This window comes from Pseudomonas versuta (genome assembly GCF_001294575.1).
Lineage (GTDB): Bacteria > Pseudomonadota > Gammaproteobacteria > Pseudomonadales > Pseudomonadaceae > Aquipseudomonas > Aquipseudomonas versuta.
The window spans coordinates 4,912,778-4,935,896 of sequence record NZ_CP012676.1; the positions used below are offsets into that span (position 1 = coordinate 4,912,778).

Annotated in this window: 21 protein-coding genes and 1 pseudogene; 13 read left to right on the forward strand and 9 right to left on the reverse strand. The window is 60.0% G+C overall.

Annotated elements, in window-relative coordinates; all coding sequences use genetic code 11:
- Positions 1-83: 83 nt before the first annotated feature.
- Positions 84-854: an electron transfer flavoprotein subunit beta gene (etfB, locus tag AOC04_RS22050; protein WP_060696661.1), complete on the forward strand. Its 771-nt coding sequence runs from the start codon at positions 84-86 to the stop codon at positions 852-854.
- A gap of 497 nt (positions 855-1,351) precedes the next feature.
- Here etfB and gbcA read toward each other — a convergent pair whose 3' ends face one another.
- A complete protein-coding gene (gene gbcA / locus AOC04_RS22055) occupies positions 1,352-2,644 on the reverse strand; it encodes a glycine-betaine demethylase subunit GbcA (RefSeq protein ID WP_060696662.1) in 1,293 nt (430 codons plus the stop codon).
- A gap of 282 nt (positions 2,645-2,926) precedes the next feature.
- On the opposite strand from gbcA, the gene gbcB reads away from it, so the two are divergent.
- The 3 genes from gbcB to AOC04_RS22070 all read left to right on the forward strand — a co-directional run bounded on the left by gbcB (position 2,927) and on the right by AOC04_RS22070 (position 4,762).
- A complete protein-coding gene (gene gbcB, locus AOC04_RS22060; protein ID WP_004419536.1) occupies positions 2,927-4,027 on the forward strand; it encodes a glycine-betaine demethylase subunit GbcB in 1,101 nt (366 codons plus the stop codon).
- A gap of 211 nt (positions 4,028-4,238) precedes the next feature.
- Positions 4,239-4,463 (forward strand): hypothetical protein, encoded by a 225-nt coding sequence (locus AOC04_RS22065; RefSeq protein ID WP_060696663.1) that lies wholly within the window; start codon positions 4,239-4,241, stop codon positions 4,461-4,463.
- Positions 4,460-4,762 (forward strand): cell division protein ZapA, encoded by a 303-nt coding sequence (locus tag AOC04_RS22070; RefSeq protein ID WP_060696664.1) that lies wholly within the window; start codon positions 4,460-4,462, stop codon positions 4,760-4,762. The genes AOC04_RS22065 and AOC04_RS22070 overlap by 4 nt, the downstream gene beginning before the upstream one ends.
- Positions 4,763-4,844: 82 nt before the next feature.
- On the opposite strand, the gene AOC04_RS22075 is transcribed toward AOC04_RS22070, so the two are convergent.
- Positions 4,845-5,888 carry a threonine aldolase family protein gene (locus tag AOC04_RS22075; protein ID WP_060696665.1) on the reverse strand — a complete coding sequence of 348 codons (1,044 nt, stop codon included), beginning with the start codon at positions 5,886-5,888 and terminating at the stop codon, positions 4,845-4,847.
- A gap of 307 nt (positions 5,889-6,195) precedes the next feature.
- On the opposite strand from AOC04_RS22075, the gene glyA reads away from it, so the two are divergent.
- The 7 genes from glyA (at position 6,196) to fdhA (ending at position 15,124) form a co-directional block, all read left to right on the forward strand.
- The gene (glyA, locus tag AOC04_RS22080; RefSeq protein ID WP_060696666.1) at positions 6,196-7,449 is read left to right on the forward strand and encodes a serine hydroxymethyltransferase; all 1,254 of its coding nucleotides are present in this window, start codon (positions 6,196-6,198) and stop codon (positions 7,447-7,449) included.
- A 22-nt stretch (positions 7,450-7,471) separates the two neighbouring features.
- Complete coding sequence (locus tag AOC04_RS22085; RefSeq protein WP_004419522.1) at positions 7,472-8,722, forward strand: sarcosine oxidase subunit beta; 1,251 nt, start codon at positions 7,472-7,474, stop codon at positions 8,720-8,722.
- Positions 8,723-8,737: 15 nt separating this feature from the next.
- Complete coding sequence (locus AOC04_RS22090) at positions 8,738-9,070, forward strand: sarcosine oxidase subunit delta (RefSeq protein ID WP_060696667.1); 333 nt, start codon at positions 8,738-8,740, stop codon at positions 9,068-9,070.
- Entirely contained in the window at positions 9,067-12,084 is a 3,018-nt protein-coding gene (locus AOC04_RS22095) for a sarcosine oxidase subunit alpha (RefSeq protein ID WP_060696668.1), read from the forward strand. Before AOC04_RS22090 ends, AOC04_RS22095 begins: the two co-directional genes overlap by 4 nt.
- Positions 12,085-12,195: 111 nt before the next feature.
- Positions 12,196-12,828: a sarcosine oxidase subunit gamma gene (locus tag AOC04_RS22100; protein WP_060696669.1), complete on the forward strand. Its 633-nt coding sequence runs from the start codon at positions 12,196-12,198 to the stop codon at positions 12,826-12,828.
- Positions 12,829-12,978: 150 nt separating this feature from the next.
- Entirely contained in the window at positions 12,979-13,836 is an 858-nt protein-coding gene (gene purU, locus AOC04_RS22105; RefSeq protein WP_060696670.1) for a formyltetrahydrofolate deformylase, read from the forward strand.
- A gap of 88 nt (positions 13,837-13,924) precedes the next feature.
- On the forward strand, positions 13,925-15,124 hold the full coding sequence (gene fdhA / locus AOC04_RS22110) for a formaldehyde dehydrogenase, glutathione-independent (protein ID WP_004419507.1): 1,200 nt from the start codon (positions 13,925-13,927) through the stop codon (positions 15,122-15,124).
- A gap of 53 nt (positions 15,125-15,177) precedes the next feature.
- Here the strand turns inward: fdhA and AOC04_RS22115 are convergent, their stop codons facing one another.
- From AOC04_RS22115 to AOC04_RS22125, 3 genes are read right to left on the reverse strand one after another with little or no spacing between them, the layout of a single operon-like run.
- The gene (locus AOC04_RS22115) at positions 15,178-15,852 is read right to left on the reverse strand and encodes an anti-sigma factor (protein WP_060696671.1); all 675 of its coding nucleotides are present in this window, start codon (positions 15,850-15,852) and stop codon (positions 15,178-15,180) included.
- A complete protein-coding gene (locus tag AOC04_RS22120; RefSeq protein ID WP_073509810.1) occupies positions 15,849-16,481 on the reverse strand; it encodes an RNA polymerase sigma factor in 633 nt (210 codons plus the stop codon). The genes AOC04_RS22115 and AOC04_RS22120 overlap by 4 nt, the downstream gene beginning before the upstream one ends.
- A gap of 60 nt (positions 16,482-16,541) precedes the next feature.
- Positions 16,542-17,138 (reverse strand): fasciclin domain-containing protein, encoded by a 597-nt coding sequence (locus tag AOC04_RS22125; protein ID WP_060696673.1) that lies wholly within the window; start codon positions 17,136-17,138, stop codon positions 16,542-16,544.
- 229 nt (positions 17,139-17,367) lie between these two features.
- On the opposite strand from AOC04_RS22125, the gene AOC04_RS22130 reads away from it, so the two are divergent.
- Positions 17,368-17,925, forward strand: coding sequence for a DUF2780 domain-containing protein (locus tag AOC04_RS22130; RefSeq protein WP_060696674.1), 558 nt, complete (start codon positions 17,368-17,370; stop codon positions 17,923-17,925).
- A 3-nt stretch (positions 17,926-17,928) separates the two neighbouring features.
- Here AOC04_RS22130 and AOC04_RS22135 read toward each other — a convergent pair.
- Positions 17,929-18,342 (reverse strand): annotated as a pseudogene (locus tag AOC04_RS22135) (acyltransferase); the annotation flags it as partial.
- 335 nt (positions 18,343-18,677) lie between these two features.
- Between AOC04_RS22135 and rloA2 the strand changes: the two are divergent.
- Positions 18,678-19,178: a retropepsin-like aspartic peptidase RloA2 gene (gene rloA2, locus AOC04_RS22140; RefSeq protein ID WP_060696675.1), complete on the forward strand. Its 501-nt coding sequence runs from the start codon at positions 18,678-18,680 to the stop codon at positions 19,176-19,178.
- Between the two features lie 30 nt (positions 19,179-19,208).
- Here rloA2 and AOC04_RS24000 read toward each other — a convergent pair whose 3' ends face one another.
- From AOC04_RS24000 to AOC04_RS22150, 3 genes are all read right to left on the reverse strand, one after another.
- Positions 19,209-19,385, reverse strand: coding sequence for a hypothetical protein (locus tag AOC04_RS24000; protein WP_167344886.1), 177 nt, complete (start codon positions 19,383-19,385; stop codon positions 19,209-19,211).
- The gene (locus AOC04_RS22145; RefSeq protein WP_060696676.1) at positions 19,382-20,494 is read right to left on the reverse strand and encodes a PepSY-associated TM helix domain-containing protein; all 1,113 of its coding nucleotides are present in this window, start codon (positions 20,492-20,494) and stop codon (positions 19,382-19,384) included. The genes AOC04_RS24000 and AOC04_RS22145 overlap by 4 nt, the downstream gene beginning before the upstream one ends.
- 132 nt (positions 20,495-20,626) lie before the next feature.
- The gene (locus tag AOC04_RS22150) at positions 20,627-23,062 is read right to left on the reverse strand and encodes a TonB-dependent siderophore receptor (protein WP_060696677.1); all 2,436 of its coding nucleotides are present in this window, start codon (positions 23,060-23,062) and stop codon (positions 20,627-20,629) included.
- Between the last annotated feature and the right edge of the window lie 57 nt (positions 23,063-23,119).

Sequence of the window (23,119 nt, forward strand, 5' to 3'; positions counted from 1 at the left end):
AGCGAGCTTGTCTCGCGAGCTTTTAAACAGATCGCGAGGCAAGCTCGCTCCTACAGACTGTTTACAGTTTTGGAGATTCGCTTATGACCATTGCCACCGTTGCTCTGGTTTCAATCGGTGCCCACCCGGCTTCCGGCCGGGCCCGGCGCGCTGAACAGGATGCCCGGGCTGTCGAGCTCGGCCTCCAGCTGGCTGGGGATAACCTGCATGTTCTGCACGCAGGTAACCCCCACGAACTGGCGCTGCGTGCGTATCTGGGCATGGGCCTGGACGAACTTCACGTGCTGGAACAGGCGGACGGCGACGATGCGCTGCCGGTATTGCGCGACTACATTCGGGAAGCCGGGGTGCAGGTGGTACTGACGGGCAGTCAGGCTGAAACCGGTGAAGGCTCGGGCATGCTGCCGTATCTGCTCGCAGAGCAACTGGGCTGGCCGTTGCTGGTGGGGGTGGCCCAGATCGAATCTATCCACAACGGTGTTGCCCTGGTGTTGCAGGCGTTGCCCCGCGGCCAGCGGCGCCGGCTCAAGGTGCGCCTGCCGTTTATGGCCACTGTGGATAACGCCGCCCCCAAGGCCCGACAAAGCGCGTATGGCCCGGCTACCCGTGGTGTGGTCGATGCCGAAGTGGTTGAGGTGATTGTCGACGAGTTATCCACAGTCGGTGTTTTCCAGCCTGCCAGGCCGCGGCCAAAGCGTCTCAAAGTGATCAGGGCCAAAAGCGGCGCCGACCGTATGAAAGCGGCGACAGCCAAGGCAGCGGGTGGTGGAGGACAAATACTCAAAGGCAAGAGCAGCGAAGAGTGTGCACAGGCGATTTTGAAGTTATTAATCGAAGAAGGCGTGGTGCGCTGAGTTGCCCACAAAGTCTGTTAGCGCTTATGTGGATAAGTTGTTTGCTGTCGGCTAAGCGCTATATGGATCAAGGCTTTCAGGCTTCTGATCAAAAAACAACCAATTGCTGTAGTTATCCACTGCTGAGCGGTCAAACCCTTTAAAAATCGGGCCCTTAAAGGGTTTTCCACAGAAAAGGCGTGCGGTGCATAAGTTGCGCACAATCTCTGTTGGCGGATATGTGGATAAGGTGTTTGCGGTTGCTTGCAGCCCATGTATCCCGTGGCCTGTAAGGTTTTGTACAAAAAACAACCAATCACCGTTTTCGGGATAACTTAGCCACTTCCCCACAATTACTGTGGGTGTGACTGTGGATAAGATGTTGGTGAAGGGCTGCGGGCCTTTGATTGTATGGGGTGTAGCCTGTTGGTTAAAAAATAGCCTGCAGGAGCGAGCTTGCCTCGCGAGATTTCAATCGTTCGCTTGAACAGCTCGCTCCTACAGGTTTGGTCGGGCGGTTATTGGGCGACCACGCCTTTGAGGTACGGCGCCGGCGCCGCGCCCAGGTTGCTCAGCAAGCGCTCGCTGTACCAGTCGACGAAGTTGACCACGCCAAACTCGTAGGTTTGCGAGTACGGCCCCGGCTGGTAGGCCACGGAGTTGATGCCGCGCTGGTTCTCTTCAGCCAGGCGCCGGTCCTGATTGTTGGTGGCGTCCCATACGTTACGCATGCGCTCCACGTCATAGTCCACGCCTTCCACTGCATCCTTGTGCACCAGCCATTTGGTGGTAACCATGGTTTCCTGGGCGCTGAGCGGCCATACGGTAAAGACGATGATGTGGTCGCCCATGCAGTGGTTCCATGAGTGCGGCAGGTGCAGGATGCGCATCGAGCCCAGGTCCGGGTTTTTAATCCGGCCCATGAGTTTTGCACAGCCCTGTTTGCCATCCAGGGTCATCGACACGGTGCCCTTGAGCAGCGGCATGCGCACGATGCGGTTGCGCAGGCCGAAGCTGGCGTGGGCGTAGGGGATTTTTTCCGCATCCCAGGCCGCTGCCGAGGCTGCCACGTGATCCTTGAATGCCTGGTCGGCCCGGGGGTCGGTGACGTCGTCCCATTCCAGCAGGGTCTTGAGCAACTCGGGGTGCGATGCGTTGCAGTGGTAGCACTCGCGGTTGTTTTCCAGCACCAGTTTCCAGTTGGCCTTTTCCACCAGGGTGGTATGAATCGCCACCTTGGTGTTTTCCATGTCGTAGGGTTCCATGTAGTGGTTCAGCGTGGCCAGGAACTCGTCGATTGCGGGTGGGTTCTCGGCCAGGCTGATAAAGATGTAGCCCCCTGCGGTTTTCACGTTCACCGGCTTGAGCCCGTATTGCTTCATGTCAAATTCGGCGCCCATCTCGGTGCCGGCAAACAGCAGGCGGCCATCGAGTTCATAGGTCCACTGGTGGTAATGGCACACCAGCTTGGCGACCTTGCCCTTCTCGGAAGTGCATAACCGCGAGCCGCGATGACGGCATACGTTATGAAAAGCATGGACCTGACCCTCGGCACCGCGAATCACGATGATCGGGTTGTTGCCCACTTGCAGGGTCAGAAAATTGCCCTTGGTCGGGATCTCGCAGGTCATGCCTGCAATCAGCCACTCCTTCTGAAAGATCTCCTGCATGTCGATTTCGAACAGGCGCTCGTCGTTATAAAACGGCTGCGGCAGCGAAAAAGTACGCTCGCGGTTCTGCAACATCTCGGCGGTGGCCTTGCGTGCGGGTTCCAGTGGATCGCCCAGGCTCAGGGTTGCGGTGATGTCCATCGTTGTAATCCTCATGGCCATTGTATGTGGCCCGAAAGTGGCTGCTCAGGGGTGCGACGCAAGGCAAAGCAATTAACGCTATCAGTGGCGCTGAGTGTGCGATCAGGGCGTGCCGATGCCATATCTGCGGGCGACATGGCCCAATCTGTTCCCGACGCGCCAGCCCCTGTTTCAAGGGGCTGGTCGCGATAAGTATGTGAATGTCGTGAATAGGTAAATGGCCGCCCCGGGGCATGCGCAGAATCGCCAGCAAGAGGCCGGTTGTCGGCCGTGGAGAAGCGCATGTCCAACAGCTTTCTGAATCCGGTAACCACCCAGACCTGGGCCAACGGCCGACACATCGTGCGATGCGTCAAAGTGATTCAGGAAACCTGGGATGTGCGCACCTTCTGCTTTATGGCCGACCAGCCGATCCTGTTCTTTTTCAAGCCGGGGCAGTTCGTGACCCTGGAGCTGGAAATCGACGGCGATCCGGTGATGCGCTCGTACACCATTTCCAGTTCGCCTTCGGTGCCGTACAGCTTTTCGGTGACCATCAAGCGCGTGCCGGGCGGGCGCGTGTCCAACTGGCTGCACGACACCTTGAGTGAGGGTCAGGAGCTGGCGGTGCACGGTCCGGTCGGGCTGTTCAACGCCATCGATGCCCCGAGCCCCAAGGTGCTGTATCTGAGTGGCGGGGTCGGCATTACCCCGGTGATGTCGATGGCGCGCTGGTTCTACGACACCAATGCCAACGTCGACATGGTGTTTATCCACAGCGCCCGTTCGCCCAAAGACATCATTTATCACCGCGAGCTGGAGCACATGGCTTCGCGCATCGACAATTTCAGCCTGCACCTGATTTGCGAGAAGCACGGCCTGGGCGAGCCCTGGGCCGGGTATCGCGGTTATTTGAATCACAAGATGCTGGAACTGATGGCACCCGACTTTATGGAGCGCGAGGTGTTCTGTTGCGGCCCCACGCCTTACATGAGCGCGGTCAAGCGGCTGCTGGAAGCCAACGGTTTTGACATGAGCCGTTACCACGAAGAGTCTTTTGGCGCGACCCCGCCCGAGGCCCGGGCCGATGCGGTGGAGCAGGCCGAACAGGCGGCAGATGCGCCGGAGCTGGATCTGGCGGACCTCAACCAGGTGGAATTCACCGCGTCGGGCAAAAGTATCCGTGTGGGCCCGGCCGAAACCGTACACGCCGCGGCAGCCAAGCTGGGGCTGTTGATTCCCAAAGCCTGCGGCATGGGGATTTGTGGCACGTGCAAGGTGTTGAAGCTGGGCGGCGAAGTCGAGATGGAGCACAACGGCGGCATCACCGACGAAGACGTGGCAGAAGGCTACATCTTGTCGTGCTGCAGCGTACCCAAGGGCGATGTGCGGATTGAATTCTGATACCTGTAGGAGCGAGCTTCTTGAAAAACCACAGCTCGCGAGACAATCGAGCGTCGAGCGGCTCTTCCTGCAGGGGGGGTGTTTGAGGGAAGACGGGAACAAAGATCGCAAACCACAGTCTTTAGGGGGCTTAAAGGCCGGTTGCCGCTAGCTTAGCCGGTGACTTTTCTTTATCGTACGCGCCCTCTGAAAACAGCTTGAGATCACCACCATGATGGAATCATCCCTTAGTAAACTGGAACAACTGGTCAGCGATCTGGTTCAACAAAAGCAGGAGCTGTTGGACATCAACGCTGCGCTGAACGTTGAACTGGCCCAGGCCAAAGATGACAACGAAAGCCTGCAACTGAGCCTGATGGAACAGGAAGAGAAGCAAGGTGCAACAGCTGCCCGTATCCAGGCACTGGTTGAACGCGCGAGCACTGTCAGCGCATGAGCGAAGACAGAGACGGAATAAAAGTCGTCTCGATTCTGGGCAACGACTATTCGATCAAGGCACCTGAAGGGGAGCTGCAAACCCTGGTGTCCGCATCGGTGATGTTGAACACTGCCTTGGCCGATACGAAAAGAAAGTACCCGAGCTTGATCGGGGACAAGTTGTTGGTGCTGGCCGCGTTGAATCTGTGTTCGCAACAGATTGAGCTCAAACAGCAGCACAAACAGGAACTCGACCGTTATCAAGAGCAAGTCAGCGCCACGGTCGAAGTGATTGAGCGGACTCTCGGGCAATCCTGAGTCTGGTAACAATCAATCATCTTCTGTAGGAGCGGGCGTGCTCGCGAGCTGTTAGAAGCTCGCGAGCAAGCTCGCTCCTGCATTAATTTGTACCCATCACTTCGCGGATATCCGCTGCCAGTTCCCGCACCCGCGCCTCTTCGGTATCCCATGAGCACATGAAGCGTGCGCCGCCCTTGCCGATAAAGGTGTAAAAGCGCCAGCCCTTGGCTGTCAGCGCTGCCACAGCCGGTTCCGACAGTTGCAGGAACACGCCGTTGGCTTCCACCGGAAACATCAGCTCAACCCCCGGAATGTCACTGACCAGCTGGCTCAGCAATTGTGCGCAGTGGTTGGCGTGGCGGGAATGTTTGAGCCAGGCGTCGTTTTCCAGCAAGCCGACCCAGGGTGCTGACAGAAAACGCATTTTCGACGCCAGTTGCCCGGCCTGTTTGCAGCGATAGTCAAAATCCACGGCCAGGGCGTGATCAAAGAACAGAATCGCTTCGCCCACCGCCATGCCGTTTTTGGTCCCGCCAAAGCACAGCACATCAACCCCGGCTTTCCAGCTCAGCTCCGCAGGCGAGCACCCCAGGTACGCGCAAGCATTGGAAAAACGGGCGCCGTCCATGTGCAACAGCAGGCCCAGCTCCTTGCAGGTAGCGTTGATGGCGCGGATTTCTTCCGGGCGGTACACGCTGCCGACTTCGGTGGCCTGGGTGATGGTGACGACCCGCGGCTTGGGGTAGTGGATGTCTTTGCGCTTGAGGGCGATTTCGCGGATCGACTCGGGGGTGATCTTGCCGTTTTCAGTGCGGGCAATCAGCAGTTTCGAGCCGTTGGAGAAGAACTCCGGCGCACCGCATTCGTCGGTTTCGACGTGGGCGGTCTCGGAGCAGATCACGCTGTGGAAGCTCTGGCACAACGACGACAGGGCCAGTGAGTTGGCGGCGGTGCCGTTGAAGGCGAAGTACACCTCGCAATCGGTTTCGAACAATTTGCGGAAATCGTTGGCGGCCCGCAGGGTCCATTCGTCATCACCATATGAGCGCTGGTGGCCGTGGTTGGCCAGCTCCATGGCGGCCCAGACTTCGGGACAGATACCGGAGTAGTTGTCGCTGGCGAATTGTTGGCTCTTGTCAGTCATTTCCCGGTTCCATGGTCGAAGATCGTGCTGCACTTTATCCAAGAATCCGGCGGGTGCACAGAATGCTCGACAGACTTCTTGTGGGAGCCGGCTTGCCGGCGATGGCAGACCAGGTATCGCCAGTGGCTCGCATCGCCGGCAAGCCGGCTCCCACAGGGCATGAGTGATACGCGCTTTTGTCCCATGTCGTAAACGCACCTTTGTGTGGCGTCCATAGGCATTTGATCCGGGGGCGCCAGCTCTACCATCTGGCTCAAAGGGCAAGCCCTAACCGAGACCAAAGGCGCGCTGGCGCTGGGAGAACGCAATGTTCAGCAAGCAGGATCAGATTCAGGGCTACGACGATGCCTTGTTAGCGGCCATGAATGCCGAAGATCAGCGTCAGGAAGATCACATCGAACTGATTGCCTCCGAGAACTACACCAGCCGGCGTGTGATGCAAGCCCAGGGCAGCGGCCTGACCAACAAGTACGCCGAAGGCTACCCCGGCAAACGCTATTACGGCGGTTGCGAGCATGTGGATAAAGTCGAGCAGCTGGCCATCGACCGCGCCAAACAACTGTTCGGTGCCGATTATGCCAACGTGCAACCGCACTCCGGCAGCCAGGCCAACGCGGCGGTGTACCTGGCGTTGCTCAATGCCGGGGACACTGTGCTGGGCATGAGCCTGGCCCACGGTGGTCATTTGACCCACGGCGCCAGCGTCAGTTTTTCCGGCAAGTTGTACAACGCGGTGCAATACGGCATCGACACCGCCACCGGGCTGATCGACTACGACGAAGTCGAGCGTCTGGCCGTCGAGCATCAGCCGAAGATGATCATTGCCGGGTTCTCGGCTTACTCCAAATTCCTCGATTTTCCGCGTTTCCGGCAGATTGCCGACAAGGTCGGGGCATACCTGTTTGTCGACATGGCCCACGTGGCCGGTCTGGTGGCGGCGGGCTTGTACCCGAACCCGCTGCCCTACGCTGATGTGGTGACCACCACCACCCACAAAACCCTGCGCGGGCCGCGCGGCGGGCTGATTCTGGCCAAGGCCAATGAAGCGCTGGAGAAAAAATTTAACTCGGCGGTGTTCCCCGGCGGCCAGGGCGGGCCGTTGATGCATGTGATAGCCGCCAAGGCCGTGTGTTTCAAGGAAGCCCTGGAGCCCGGCTTTAAAACCTATCAAAAACAGGTAATCGACAACGCCCGGGCAATGGCCGAGGTGTTTGTCAAACGCGGTTATGACGTGGTCTCGGGCGGCACCGACAACCACCTGTTTTTGCTTAGCCTGATCCGCCAGGGCCTGACCGGCAAAGACGCTGATGCAGCCCTGGGCCGGGCTCATATCACGGTCAATAAAAACGCGGTGCCGAACGATCCGCAATCACCCTTCGTGACTTCGGGCCTGCGCATCGGCACCCCGGCAGTCACCACCCGCGGCTTCAAAGTGGCGCAATGCACGGAGCTGGCCGGCTGGATCTGCGACATCCTCGATCACCTCGGCGATGCCGATATCGAGGCTGATGTGGCGCGCCAGGTAACGGCACTGTGCAAAGACTTCCCGGTTTATCGCTGAGCGCGGTTTTGGAGTAATCCCTATGCAACGGTATTCAGGCTTCGGCCTCTTCAAACACTCCCTCAGCCACCATGAAAACTGGCAGAAGATGTGGCGCACGCCGACCCCGAAAAAGGTCTACGACGTGATCATTGTCGGCGGTGGCGGCCACGGCCTGGCCACCGCTTACTATCTGGCCAAGGAACACGGCATCACCAATGTGGCGGTGGTGGAAAAGGGCTGGCTGGGTGGCGGCAACACGGCGCGCAACACCACCATCGTGCGTTCCAACTATTTGTGGGACGAGTCGGCGCATCTGTACGAGCACGCAATGAAGCTGTGGGAAGGCCTGTCCCAGGACCTGAACTACAACGTCATGTTCTCCCAGCGCGGGGTGTACAACCTGTGCCACACCCTGCAAGACATTCGCGATTCGGAGCGCCGGGTCAGTGCCAACCGCCTCAACGGGGTGGACGGCGAGTTGCTGAATGCGAAACAGGTGGCAGACGAAATTCCGTACTTGGACTGTTCAAAAAACACCCGCTACCCGGTGATGGGCGCCACTGTCCAGCGGCGTGGCGGCGTGGCCCGGCATGACGCCGTGGCCTGGGGCTTTGCCCGGGCCGCCGATGCGCTGGGGGTGGACTTGATCCAGCAAACCGAAGTGCTCGGCTTTCGTAAGGAAAACGGCGTGTGCATTGGCGTCGAAACCAGTAAAGGTTTTATCGGCGCCAAGCGTGTGGGCGTAGTCACGGCCGGTAACTCCGGGCACATGGCGCGCCAGGCCGGGTTCCGCCTGCCGATTGAATCGCACCCGCTGCAGGCATTGGTATCGGAGCCGATCAAACCGATTATCGACAGCGTGATCATGTCCAACGCGGTTCACGGTTACATCAGCCAGTCCGACAAGGGCGACTTGGTGATCGGCGCCGGTATTGACGGCTATAACGGCTACGGCCAGCGCGGCTCGTACCCGGTGATCGAGCACACCATTCAAGCCATTGTCGAGATGTTCCCGGTGTTGTCCCGGGTGCGCATGAACCGCCAGTGGGGCGGCATCGTCGATACCACGCCGGACGCCTGCCCGATCATCTCCAAGACCCCGGTACCGAACCTGTTCTTCAACTGCGGTTGGGGTACGGGCGGGTTCAAGGCCACGCCGGGCTCGGGCAACGTGTTTGCCGCAAGCCTTGCCAAAGGCGAAATGCACCCGCTGGCTGCGCCGTTTTCCATTGACCGGTTCCACAACGGCGCCCTGATCGACGAACACGGCGCTGCCGCTGTCGCCCACTAACAGGAGAATCACCCCATGTTGCACATCTTCTGTCCCCATTGCGGCGAGTTGCGTTCCGAAGAGGAATTTCACGCCAGTGGCCAGGCCCACATTCCGCGGCCGCTCGACCCCGGCGCCTGCACCGATGCCGAGTGGGGCGACTACATGTTCTTTCGCGACAACCCCCGTGGCCTGCACCACGAGTTGTGGAACCACGTGGCCGGCTGTCGCCAGTTCTTCAACGCGACGCGCAATACCGTGACCTATGAAATTCTTGAAACCTACCTGATCGGCAGCAAGCCGCAGTTCACCGAACAGGCCGCGCCACTGACCACTACGGCCACTCGCGAGCTGGGAGAAAAGGTATGAGCCAGACCCATCGCCTGCCTAACGGCGGCCGCGTCGACCGCAACAAAGTGCTGACCTTCACCTTCAATGGTCAACAGTACAAAGGCTACGAAGGCGACAGTCTGGCCGCAGCATTGCTGGCCAACGGCGTCGATGTGATCGGTCGCAGCTTTAAATATTCCCGGCCGCGGGGCATTTTTGCCGCCGGTGCCGAAGAGCCCAATGCGGTGCTGCAAATCGGCGCCACCGAAGCCACCCAGATCCCCAATGTGCGCGCCACGCAACAGGCGCTGTATCAAGGTCTGGTCGCCACCAGCACCAACGGCTGGCCCAACGTCAACACTGACGTGATGGGGATTCTGGGCAAGGTCGGCGGCAAGCTGATGCCGCCCGGGTTTTACTACAAAACCTTCATGTACCCGCAATCGTTCTGGATGACCTACGAGAAGTACATCCGCAAGGCGGCGGGGCTGGGGCGTTCGCCAACCCAGAACGATCCCGATACCTACGACTACATGAACCACCATTGCGATGTGCTGATCGTCGGGGCCGGTCCGGCCGGGCTGGCCGCTGCCCTGGCGGCAGCACGCAGCGGTGCACGGGTGATCGTGGCCGATGAACAGGAAGAGTTCGGCGGCAGCCTGCTCGACAGCCGTGAAAGCCTGGACGGCAAACCGGCGATGGAATGGGTCGCCGGGGTGATTGCTGCACTCAAGGCGCTGCCGGACGTGTTGCTGCTGCCACGGGCCACCGTGAACGGCTATCACGACCACAACTTCCTGACCATTCACGAGCGTCTCACCGACCACCTTGGCGACCGCGCGCCCATCGGCCAGGTGCGTCAGCGCATTCATCGGGTAAGGGCCAAGCGTGTGGTGCTGGCCACCGGCGCGTGCGAGCGGCCGCTGGTGTACGGCAACAACGACGTGCCGGGCAATATGCTTGCGGGTGCGGTGTCGACCTATGTGCGCCGCTATGGGGTGGCGCCGGGCAGAAAACTGGTGCTGAGCACCAACAATGACCATGCCTATCGCGTGGCGCTGGACTGGCTCGATGCCAGTCAGCAAGTGGTGGCCATTGCCGATGCCCGCAGCAATCCCCGCGGTGCACTGGTCGAAGAAGCGCGGGCCAAAGGCATCCGGATTCTGACCGGCAGCGCCGTGATCGAAACCCGCGGCAGCAAACATGTAACCGGTGCCCGTGTGGCGGCGATTGACCTCAAACAGCACAGCGTCGCCAGCCCCGGGGAATGGCTGGAGTGTGATCTGGTTGCGACCTCCGGTGGCTACAGCCCGGTGGTGCACCTGGCCTCGCACCTGGGCGGCAAGCCGACCTGGCGTGAAGATATCCTTGGTTTTGTCCCCGGCGAAGCCCCGCAAAAACGCGTCTGCGTGGGCGGCATCAATGGTGTCTACAAGCTCGGCGACAGCCTGGCCGACGGCTTTGAAGGTGGCGTGAGGGCGGCCAGTGAAGCCGGGTTCAAGCCGGTTGAAGGCGTGCTGCCCAAAGCCCTGAATCATCACGAAGAGGCCACCCTGGCGCTGTTTCAGGTGCCCCACGAAAAAGCCACGGCACGGGCGCCGAAGCAATTCGTCGACCTGCAAAACGACGTGACCGCAGCGGCCATTGAGCTGGCGACGCGCGAAGGTTTCGAGTCGGTGGAGCACGTCAAGCGCTACACCGCCCTGGGGTTTGGCACAGACCAGGGCAAGCTGGGCAACGTCAACGGGCTGGCTATTGCGGCACGTTCGCTGAACGTGACCATCGCGCAAATGGGCACCACCATGTTCCGCCCCAACTATACGCCGGTCACCTTCGGCGCGGTGGCGGGCCGCCATTGCGGGCACATCTTCGAGCCGGTGCGCTACACCGCGCTGCAAGCCTGGCACGTCAAGCAAGGTGCCGAGTTTGAAGACGTTGGCCAGTGGAAACGCCCGTGGTACTTCCCGCGCAATGGCGAAGACCTGCACGCGGCGGTCAAGCGCGAGTGCAAGGCGGTGCGTGACAGCGTCGGCATTCTCGATGCCTCCACCCTCGGCAAGATTGACATTCAGGGCCCGGATGCCCGGGAGTTTCTGAACCGCATCTACACCAACGCCTGGACCAAGCTCGATGTGGGCAAGGCCCGCTACGGCCTGATGTGCAAAGAAGACGGCATGGTGTTCGACGATGGTGTGACGGCCTGTCTGGCCGACAACCATTTTGTGATGACCACCACCACCGGCGGTGCGGCCCGTGTACTGCAGTGGCTGGAGATTTATCAACAGACCGAGTGGCCGGATTTGAAGGTGTACTTCACCTCGGTCACCGACCACTACGCGACCCTGACCCTGTCCGGCCCCAACAGCCGCAAGCTGCTGAGCGAAGTGACCGACATCGACCTGGACCGTGAAGCCTTCCCGTTCATGACCTGGAAAGAGGGTCTGGTGGGCGGCGTACCGGCACGGGTGTTCCGTATCTCGTTCACCGGTGAGCTGTCGTACGAGGTCAACATCCAGGCTGACTACGCCATGGGCGTGCTGGAAAAAATTGTCGAGGCGGGCAAGCCGTACAACCTCACCCCATATGGCACCGAGACCATGCACGTGCTGCGGGCCGAGAAGGGTTTCATCATCGTCGGCCAGGACACCGACGGTTCCATGACCCCTGACGACCTGAATATGGGCTGGTGTGTGGGCCGCACCAAAGCGTTCTCATGGATCGGCTGGCGCGGGATGAACCGCGAAGACTGCGTGCGTGATCAGCGCAAACAACTGGTGGGCCTCAAGCCGGTGGACCCGGCCAAATGGCTGCCTGAAGGCGCGCAACTGGTGTTCGACACCAAGCAGGCGATCCCGATGAGCATGGTCGGCCATGTGACCTCCAGCTACACCTGCGGTTCGCTGGGTTACTCGTTTGCCATGGGCGTGGTCAAAGGCGGCCTCAAGCGCATGGGCGAGCGGGTGTTCGCACCGTTGGCGGACGGCAGCGTGATCGAGGCTGAAATTGTGTCTTCGGTGTTCTTCGACCCCAAGGGCGAACGGCAGAATATTTGAATCAAGACCATCGCTGGCAAGCCAGCTCCCACATGGGTTGCATTGCAAGTGTGGGAGCTGGCTTGCCAGCGATATCGGTCGATCCTACATAACATTGCGAACGGGTGATTCATGACCACAGCCAACGTTTACCAACAACGCCCGGACTCGGGCGCGAAAGCGGAGTCATCGTTACACCACGCCAACCTTGCCGGGCTGGTCGGCAAAGGCCGCAAGAACCCTGGCGTGACAGTGCGCGAGAAAAAACTCCTGGGTCATCTGACCCTGCGTGGCGATGCCAGGGACCCGGCCTTTGCCGAAGGCGTGCACAAGGCCCTGGGCCTGGAATTGCCGGTGGCCTTGAGCCTGGTGGCCAAGGGTCAGACATCGCTGCAATGGATGGGCCCGGACGAGTGGCTGCTGATTGTTCCCGGCGGCCAGGAATTCGCCGTAGAGCAAGCCCTGCGCGCAGCGCTGGCGGGGCTGCATATCTCGGTGGTCAATGTCAGTGGCGGCCAGCAACTGCTGGAGCTGAGCGGCCCGAACGTGCGTGAAGTGCTGATGAAGTCCACCAGCTATGACGTGCACCCCGATAACTTCCCGGTGGGCAAGGCAGTGGGCACGGTGTTCGCCAAATCGCAGCTGGTGATCCGCCACACTGGCGAAGACACCTGGGAACTGCTGATCCGGCGCAGCTTTTCGGACTATTGGTGGCTATGGTTGCAGGACGCAGCGGCGCAATACGGGCTGAGTGTCGAGGCCTGAGTAACGCCCGATCACAAAACTGATTGTGGGCGCTGGCTTACCAGCGATGCAGGCGATGCGGTCTTTCTCTGGGGGCGCGCTGATGCAATCGCTGGCAAGCCAGCTCCCACAAGGGTCATGCCAATCAACACATTGACAAGGAGCACCCCCATGAGCCGCGCCCCGGATACCTGGATTCTCACCGCTGACTGCCCCAGCCTGCTGGGTACGGTGGACGCGGTGACGCGTTATCTGTTCGAGCACCGTTGCTATGTCACCGAGCACCATTCGTTCGATGATCAGAGCTCGGGGCGGTTTTTCATTCGTGTTGAGTTCCGCCAGCCTGATGGCTTTGACGAACAGGAATTCCGTGCAGGCCTGGCCGAACGCGGTGATGCCTTCGGCATGACTTTCGAGCTGACCCCGCCACACTATCGGCCCAAAGTCCTGATCATGGTGTCCAAAGCCGATCACTGCCTAAACGACTTGCTCTATCGCCAGCGCATCGGCCAGTTGTCGATGGATGTGGTGGCCGTGGTTTCCAATCACCCGGACCTTGAGCCGCTGGCCCAATGGCATGACATTCCCTATCACCACTTCGCGCTTAACCCCTCTGACAAAGCGGCGCAGGAGGCAAAGGTATGGCAAGTGATCGAAGAAACGGGTGCCGAGTTGGTGATTCTCGCCCGCTACATGCAAGTGCTGTCGCCTGAGCTGTGTCGCAAACTGGACGGCAAGGCGATCAATATCCATCACTCGTTGCTGCCCGGTTTCAAAGGCGCCAAGCCCTATCACCAGGCTTACGAGAAGGGCGTCAAACTGGTGGGCGCCACCGCGCACTACATCAACAACGACCTGGACGAAGGCCCGATCATTGCCCAGGGCGTCGAGGTGGTGGATCACAGCCACTACCCGCAGGACCTGATTGCCAAGGGCCGCGATATCGAAGCGCAAACCCTGGCCCGGGGCGTGGGCTATCACATCGAGCGGCGCGTTTTCCTAAATGGAGGTCGTACGGTGGTCCTCTGACCGGCGCCGCAGGTTCTAAGCTGCAGGCAGACCGGCTTGCGGCTTGCCGTTGCCGGTCACCCCTCCAAAAACAACAAGGGTGAGTTCGATGGCTGACAATCGCGGTGTGGTGTACCTGGGCAATGGCCAGGTTGAAGTGCAAAGCATTCCCTTCCCGAAGATGCAAAACCCGCAAGGCAAACAAATCAATCACGGCGTGATCCTGCGGGTGGTGTCGACCAATATCTGCGGCTCCGACCAGCACATGGTGCGCGGACGCACCACCGCGCAAACCGGCCTGGTGCTGGGGCATGAGATTACCGGGGAGGTGATCGAGGCCGGTCGCGACGTCGAACATTTGAAAGTCGGCGACCTGGTGTCGGTGCCCTTTAACGTGGCGTGCGGACGTTGCCGCAGCTGTAAGGAGCAAAACACCGGGGTGTGCCTGACCGTCAACCCGGCCCGTCCCGGCGGCGCTTATGGTTACGTGGACATGGGCGACTGGGTCGGCGGCCAGGCTGAATATGTGCTGGTGCCGTATGCCGATTTCAACCTGCTCAAACTGCCGGACCGCGACGCGGCGATGGAGAAAATCCGCGACCTGACCTGCCTCTCCGACATTCTGCCCACCGGCTACCACGGTGCTGTGACTGCGGGCGTCGGCCCTGGCAGCACGGTGTACATCGCCGGTGCAGGGCCGGTAGGTCTGGCGGCAGCGGCGTCGGCGCGACTGTTGGGCGCGGCCGTGGTGATTGTCGGCGACGTGAACCCGATTCGTCTGGCGCACGCCAAGGCCCAGGGCTTTGAAATTGCCGACTTGTCCAAAGACACGCCGCTGCACGAGCAGATTGCCGAGCTGCTGGGTGAGCCGGAAGTGGATTGCGCGGTCGATGCCGTGGGCTTTGAGGCCCGTGGTCACGGTCATGACGGGGTCAAGCACGAAGCTCCGGCCACCGTACTCAATTCACTGATGGGCGTGGTGCGGGTGGCGGGCAAAATCGGCATCCCGGGCCTGTATGTGACCGAAGATCCGGGCGCTGTGGATGCGGCTGCGAAAATGGGCAGCCTGAGCATTCGCTTTGGTCTGGGCTGGGCCAAGTCCCACAGCTTCCATACCGGCCAGACGCCAGTGATGAAATACAACCGCCAACTGATGCAAGCCATCATGTGGGACCGGATCAAAATCGCCGATATCGTCGGGGTTGAAGTGATCAGCCTGGACGATGCGCCACGTGGCTATGGCGAGTTTGATGCGGGGGTACCGAAGAAGTTTGTAATCGATCCGCACAAGCTGTTCAGCGGGGTCTGATCGACACATCCACTGCTGGAGCGAACTGCATTCGCCCGCTCCGGCAGTGATGTTTACAACGCGGCCAACGGCCCCTGGTACAACACCGGCCCGGTCGGCTGGCCGGTCGGTGAACCGCCACGCGGTTCAAGGCTGACTGCCAGCACTACACGGGTGCCCAGCATTTGCTGCTGGCTCTCGCTCAGGCCGATCATGCCATCGCCGCCCGTGGGGATCAGGCCCAGCGATACAGGCTTGCCCTCTACCGGGATCGCCCATAACTCGAGGCTGCGCCCGGCATCGACGGCGGCCAGTTCCAGCGGTTGAACCTTCAGGTAGTCGGCGTGAGCTTCGATCCGCAAGCCAGGTTGCTGGGTGCCGCTGAGTAAGGTGGCCTTGTACTGAGCGTTGTCGCGGGTATAGAGCAACCCCACCGTCACTGCAATCAGCAAAGAGCAGACCACCGCCCCCGTGCGTAGCCAGGTCCAGAACGGACGCTTGGCCGGCACATGCAGCTTTTGTGGTTCGATCCGCAAAACGACGGCCTGCCACACGTGCTCGGGTACGGGCTGCGCAGACAAGGGTTCGGTCAGGCTGGTGAGATGGGTGTTCCACTGCGCCAGTTCGGCGCGCAAATGTGCATCGTCCAGCAGCAGTTGTTCAAAGCGTTTGCGGGCAGTGGGCGGCATCAGGCCAATGGCATAGTCGCCAGCCAGTGCCCGGCGCAGGTCGGCAGTTTTATAGTTCATGATTCGAGGCACCTGCGCAGACGTTCCATGCCCCGGCGAATCGAGGATTTGACTGTGCCCAAGGGCGCTGCCAGCTGCGCGGCCAGTTCGCTGGCACTCAAGCCTTGGAAATAGGCAATGGTAATGGTCTGGCGCTGCATGCCGTCCAGTTGCTCAAGGCAATGATTGAGGGCACGGGAGGAGCGGGCGCTGTCCAGTTGCTCATCGGCGCCCGGGGTGTCATCGGCCACGGCGTCCTGTTGCAGATCGCTTAATGGCAACTCGCGGTGTTTGCGCAGTTGGTCGATGGCCAGGTTGCGCGTGATGTTGATCATCCAGGTCAGTGGTGCCGACAAATGAGCTTCATAACGTGAGGCGTTGTGCCAAATGCGCACAAAACTTTCCTGCACCACTTCTTCAGCGAGGTCGCGTCGACCCATACATCGCAAGGCTACGCTGTGCAAGCTGGGAGCCACACTGCGGTACAGGGTTTCAAAAGCGCGTCGATTGCCCAACGAGCATTGGGCCAGCAGCTGTTTTAGGTACTCGGCGTTGGCAGTTAAAATACCCGTTCTCCCTACATCACTGGTGATGGCTCCATGCCAGTTATCGGTTGAGATTAGTTGAGCATATAGAGTTATTCCATTCATGGCAGGGTTCTCATTGACCGGCCGGTTGCGGGAGCACCAACCGGCCGGACGGGCGTGCAACTATTTAGGCATCAGTACTTTGTCGATGACCTGAATGACGCCATTGGACTGGTTAACATCGTAGGTAGTGATGTCGGCCACATTGCCTTTTTCATCCTTGACCACGATGTTGTGCGGGCCATTCATCATCACCCACAGTTTGCCGCCGCTGACGGTGGTGAGTTCTGCTTTACCGCCACCGGCCTTGATGCGTTTGGCCAGCTCCATCATGTCGAGTTTGCCGGCCACCACGTGGTACGTGAGAATCTTGGTCAGGGTGGCTTTGTTTTCAGGTTTGAGCAGCGTGTCGACCGTTCCTGCCGGCAAGGCTGCGAACGCGGAGTTGACCGGCGCAAACACGGTGAACGGCCCTTTGCCTTTAAGGGTGTCAACCAGGCCTGCCGCTTTAACGGCTGCCACCAGAGTGGTGTGATCGGCCGAATTGACTGCGTTGTCGATGATGTCTTTGCCGGGCAGCATGCTTTGCCCGCCGACCATCACACTGTCGTGGTTCATGCCCATGTCAGCCGCTTGTGCGGTAGTGAGGAGCGCGCCGCCGGCAAGGGCCAGGGTCAGAAGGCTGGCAATCAACGGGGTTTTGATCGAATTGCGTTTCATGGTCTGTGTCCTTGTCGGTTATCAGGCGGTCAGTAAGTCTGTCCGTGCTTGATATACGCAGGCGAGGGCAAAGCGGATGCAGCGCGGGCAAACAATTTTTCAATTAAGATTGCGTGCCGTTTGATCCAGTAGTGGCATTTGGGAACATCTGCCGGTTATTCGGGTCTTACACACAGTTTTGCCGTCGCGTTAATTGACGCGCGGCTCTTTGGATATAGAGGTTGATGCAATGAAAAAGTTGAGCGCAGTGGCACTGGCAACATTGATGACCGTGGCCGCAAGCCCGGTGTTTGCGGGTTTCAGCTTGAGCGATGTGGCTGGCGTCGCGGCTCAAATGCAGGGCGCCAACGGTAACGGCGCGACCACTGACAAGTCGGCACAAGCGGTGCAGTTACTGAGCAAGGTCAACGAGCTTGGGGTCAAGCCCGAGCAGGCGGCTGGCGGTGTTGGCGCGATGTTGAGCCTGGCGAAAAACCAGCTGACTTCCAGTGACTATTCCGAGCTGACCAAGCAAGTGCCGGGTGTTAACAAGCTGGCTGGCGCCGGTGCCCTGGGTCAACTGAGCCAACTGGGCGGTTTGCTGGGCAAGACCAATGGCGTGTCCGAAACCGCGACCAGCGCTGTGAGCAACGTGGCCAACACCAGCCAGCTTGATGCCGCGTTCTCTGCGCTGGGCATGCAGGACGGGATGGTCGCCAAGTTTGCCCCGGTTCTGCTGGATTACTTCAAAGGCCAGAACGTCAGCACTTCGCTGCTGAGCAAACTGGGTAGCGCCTGGGGCGTTTAAAGATCAGCCACGCTCGGCACGCAAGGTGCTGATGCGTTGATCTTTCTTGATCCAGAGCTGGTTGACCCAGCTCTGGATCTGCTCACGAAACACCGGATCATTCTCGTAATCCCCCTGCCATAACGCCGGGTCCAGCTCGCGGAGCTGTATGTCGACGATCACCTTGGGCACTTGCCCGCTGATCAACTCCCAAAACCCCGGAATCCTTGCCTGTGGATACACCACGGTCACGTCGAGCACGGCATCCAGCTGATCGCCCATGGCTGCCAGCACGAAGGCCACGCCGCCTGCCTTGGGCTTGAGCAGGTAGGTGTAAGGCGATTGCTGGCGGGCGCGCTTGGCCGGGGTAAAGCGCGTGCCTTCAAGATAGTTGACCACGGTCAACAGCTGGCGCTTGAACAGATCGAAGGCGGCCCGGTGAGATGAGTGTGAGCACGGCAAACAGCATCAACGGGCCAAACAGGACGAGGGTGTTACACAGTAATAGCAGTGTGACCAGACAGCCGGTGAGCAGGCGGCGCATAAGTAACTCTTGAACGTTCAGGGACCGGTCATGATAAGCAGAGCCTTGCAGAACGCCAAATCGGCGTATCGACAAATGTTTCACGCGCCAGCCGCTATGGTTCAGCCGACACTGTAGACGCGGGCTTGCTCGCGATAGCATCACCACGGTAAATGAATTAAACGAGTTGCCAGCATCGCGAGCCAGGCTCGCCCCTGCAGGTGGCGTTAAACCGAAGGAAACTGTCTTTATGAAGTCTGTTCTAGCCTTACTGTCTGTATTGGCACTGCCGGTGATGGCCGCCGAGCCGACCCTGTACGGGCGTTACGAATACATCAAGTTGCCGGAAATCGGTGAAACCCTCAAAGCCAAGATGGACACCGGCGCCCTGACTGCGTCGCTGTCAGCCAAAAACATTCAGACCTTTACCCGCGATGGCGACGAGTGGGTACGCTTCCAGCTGGCAACCGAAGGTGCGAGCAGCAAGGTCTATGAACACAAAGTGGCCCGCATCAGCAAAATCAAAAGCCGCGCCGATGAAGATGAAGACAAGGACGCAACCGAAAGTGCCAAGCGCCCGGTGGTCGATCTGGAAATGTGCCTGGGTAATGTCAAGCGCACGGTAGAGGTCAACCTCACCGATCGCAGCAGTTTCAACTACCCGCTGTTGATCGGTGCCAAGGCCTTGCGCGAGTTCGGTGCCGCGGTGAATCCGGCCCGTCGCTATACGGCAGACAAACCGGATTGCTGATCAAACCCGGCCCTACCCTGCAGGGTAGGGTCAACGCTTGAGTAACCCGCGCACGCTGAGCCACACCGGGATACCCAGCCCTATCCAGCTCAGCGCATCCCAAGCGCCATCATCCAGCAGCGCACAGAACAAACCTGTTGCCCCTACCAGGCCGATCGCCAGCGGGATGGAAAACACTTTCCAGAAACTCGACTGACGCGGTTTCATCGGGCGCTCTCCTTGGCTGCGCGACGACGTACCCACCACAGGTACAGACCGCTGCCCAGAACCACGATGGTCAGCAGGTCGAGTGCCGCCCACAGCACTTTCATCGGCATACCGCCGTAGTCGCCAAAGTGCAGCGGTTGCGACATGCCCATGGCATCCATGTACCACGGGCGCCCGGCCACGGCGGTGACTTCAAGGTTGCTGGCGTCTATCAGCACCGGAGTCAGCAGGTGTGAGGTCAGGTGGGTATTGCCTTTCATGAACACCGAGTAATGGTGCTCGCTGGAGAACCGGGTACCGGGGAAGGCGATAAAGTCCGGCTGCATGTCGGGCGCGGCCTTGGCGGCGATGTGCAACAGGTCACTGGCGGGTGCCAGGTGAGTCAGTGGCGGGGCGTCGCGGTAGGGTTCGATCATGGCGCTGAGGGTTTCAGCGCGCCAGGCGGCGATGATCAGGTCAGCGCTGGCGCTGATCACCCCGGTCACGCCCACCACCAGCGCCCAAGTCAGGGTCACGACGCCAATCAGGTTATGCAGGTCGAGCCAGCGCAAGCGCCGGGACTTGTCGGTGCGCACGGTGGCAAAGTCATGGCGGCGCATGAACGGCAAATACAAGACACTGCCGGAGATGATCGCCAGCACAAAGAGGATGCCCATGAACGCCAGCAACAGCTTGCCGGGCAGACCGGCAAACATGTCCACGTGCAGGCGCAGCATGACCATCATGATGCCGCCGTTGGCGGAGGGCACATCAATCGCCTCGCCGGTACGTGCATCGAGCATAAAGGTGTGGGATGAATTGGGCTCGGTGTCTGCAGTGGGAGCCATGATGGTCAGGACGGCATTGGGTTCATCGTCGTCCCAGCCGAAATACTGCATGACCTCTCCCGGCCGGTGAGCCTGCGCCGCGAGCACCAGCTGTTGCAGATCGAGGGTTGGCGTGCCGGCAGGCAATTGCTTGACCTGTGGCGCGTCCCCCAGCAGATGGTCGATCTCATGGTGGAAAATCAACGGCAGGCCGGTCAGCGCCAGCATCAGCAAAAACGCGGTGCAAATCAGGCTGGTCCAGGTGTGAATAAAGGACCAGCGGCGGATGGTTTTGCTTTTCATGACATTCCCAAATGCAAAAACGCCCTTGTGGAAGCGAACTTGCCTGGCGATGGCACCCCCTCGGTCGGGGGATGATCTCATCGCGAGGCAAGCTCGCTCCTACAGGTGGGTAGTGGTGCTGTGTTTAGCGGGTTACCACTTGTAGTTGACGCTGGCCATGACGTTGCGGCGGTCGCCGTAGTAGCAGTAGAAACCATCGCAGGTCGACAGGTATTGCTTGTCGAAAACGTTGTTGGCGTTAACCGAAACCGTGGCGCCCTGCAGCGATTTGTTCATTTTGCCCAGGTCGTAATGCACCGCCGCATCGTAGACGGTGTAGGCGTCTGTGTGACCATAGGAAGCGTCCGGTACATAGGCCATGCTGCCAATCGCGATGTTGTCGGTCTCGCCAATGTAGCGGGCGCCAAAGCCTACGCCGAACCCTTGCAGCGCACCTTTGTGCCAGGTGTAGTCAGCCCAGATGGAAGCCTGATGTTCGGGGGTCAGTGGCAGTGGACGGTTCTTGTCCAGGGGGTCGGACACCTTGGTCATTTTGGTGTTGGCGTAGGTGTAGGCTGCCGTCAGCTTCAGGTTCTCGTTAACGTTGCCCACCGCTTCCAGTTCCAGGCCACGCACGTTGGCTTCGCCCAGCGGCCGGCTGACGCCCAGCGTATCGCTCAGCACAATGTTCTTGCGGGTCAGGTCATAGACTGCGGCGGTAAACAGCATGTCGCTGCCCGGCGGCTGGTACTTGAGGCCCAGCTCGTATTGCTTGCCGGTGCCGGGCTTGAATGATTTGCCGGCAAAACCACCTGGCTCGGCCTGGAACGATTCGGCGTACGAAACATAAGGCGTGAAGCCGGAATCGAACACATAGCTCAGTGCGGCATTACCGGTGAAGGCGCTGTCGTCACGTGTGTCGCGGGCATTGTTCTCGTTGTAGAACGTAGTGTCGGTGTGCAACCAGTCCTGACGTCCGCCAAGGGTCAAGCGCCAGTTGTCCAGGGCCATCTGGTCTTGCAGGTAAAGACCGGTGTCGCGGGTCTTCTGGTTGTAGTCGTTGTAGGTGGCGTATTTGACGTTGCTGAAATCCTGCCCATAGATCGGGTTGATGATGTTGCTGGCCGGAGCGGCGCCGTAATCCCATTTGTAGTTGGTATTGACGCGCTGATGGTCGAGCCCGATCAGGACGGTGTGCTTGATTGCGCCGGTATCGAAGTCAGCCTGGAAATTGTTGTCCACGGCGAACTGGCTGATGTCTTCATCGACCACGTTGGCCCCGCGCTGAACGGTGCCATCGTCTGCCACCGAGCCGTAGTAACCGCCTGCAGTGATGCCCTGGAAGGCCAGATCGCTCTTGGTGTAGCGCAGGTTTTGACGGAACTGCCAGACATCATTGAGGCGGTGTTCAAAGGCATAGCCGAGTGCGTAGTAGGTCTTGTCGTAGAACTCCCACTTGGGATCACCCAGGTTCTCGTGATACTTCACTTTGCCCGCAGGCGTGGACACCTTGGTCCCTTGCAGCGGTAAAAACTGGCTGGTGATCCCGGTGTCATCCCGGTTGAACTGGCTGAGGAAGGTTAGCTTGGTGTCTTGGTCAATGTTCCAGGTCAGGCTCGGTGCAATGTTGTAGCGCTTGTCTTCGTTGTGATCGATGGCGGTGTTGCTGTCACGCACCACGCCGCTGACGCGGTACAGAAAACGGCCTTCATCATCAATCGGGCCGGTGCTGTCGAAGCTGATCTGCTTGCGCTGGTAGCTGCCGATCTGCATCTGCACTTCGTGGCTGGCGGTATCTTCCGGGCGTCGGCTGACCATGTCGAGCAGACCGCCAGCAGGGGTCTGGCCGTAGACCGATGACGCCGGGCCGCGGAGCAGGGCCACGCGTTCCAGGTCCCAGGTTTCAAGTTTGGGCATGGCGTAGGTGCCTTTAGGCAACGGCAGGCCATCGAGGAACTGGGTCGGCTCAAATCCGCGGACCTTCAACCATTCAGCACGGCTGTCACTGCCATAACTGCTGGCCGTTACGCCCGGCATATAACGCACCGCATCATCCAGGTTCTGCACCGCCCGGTCCTGCATCTGGTTGCGGGTGGCGACGGAGATCGAGCGCGGGGCTTCGAGCAGGGAGGTGTCGGTTTTGGTGCCGGCGGCGGTGCGTTGGGCAAGGTAGCCGTCGACCGGCCCCCATGCGCTTTCATAGCTGTCCTGGCCGCTGATGGTGGTGGCTTCAAGCGCCACCACCCCTGCAGGGATGGCGATCAGGGTGAAGCTGCCGGCGCTTCCCGGCACCAGTTGCAGGCCGCTGTCGCGCAACGCCTCGCGCAATGCCGTGCTGGCCTCGAACGAGCCTTTGACCGGGGCTGAGGTTTTACCTGCAACCAGAGCCGGGTCGATGGCCAGGGTGATACCCGACTGGCTGGCGATCTGGTTCAGGGTTGCCGCCAACGGCCCGGCGGGCAGGTTGTAGCTGCGCGCAGTCGAGGCCTGCTCGGCGGCGATCAGCGAGGTGCTGGCCAACGGGGCGCAGAAGGCGATGGCTACGGCTAACAGGCTGGGGCGCAAAAAGGTGTCGAGGGAGCGGGACATTCGGCGGGTTCCTGAATGGAAATGTTTCTCAATGACTATCTGCCGAACGAGATCAGA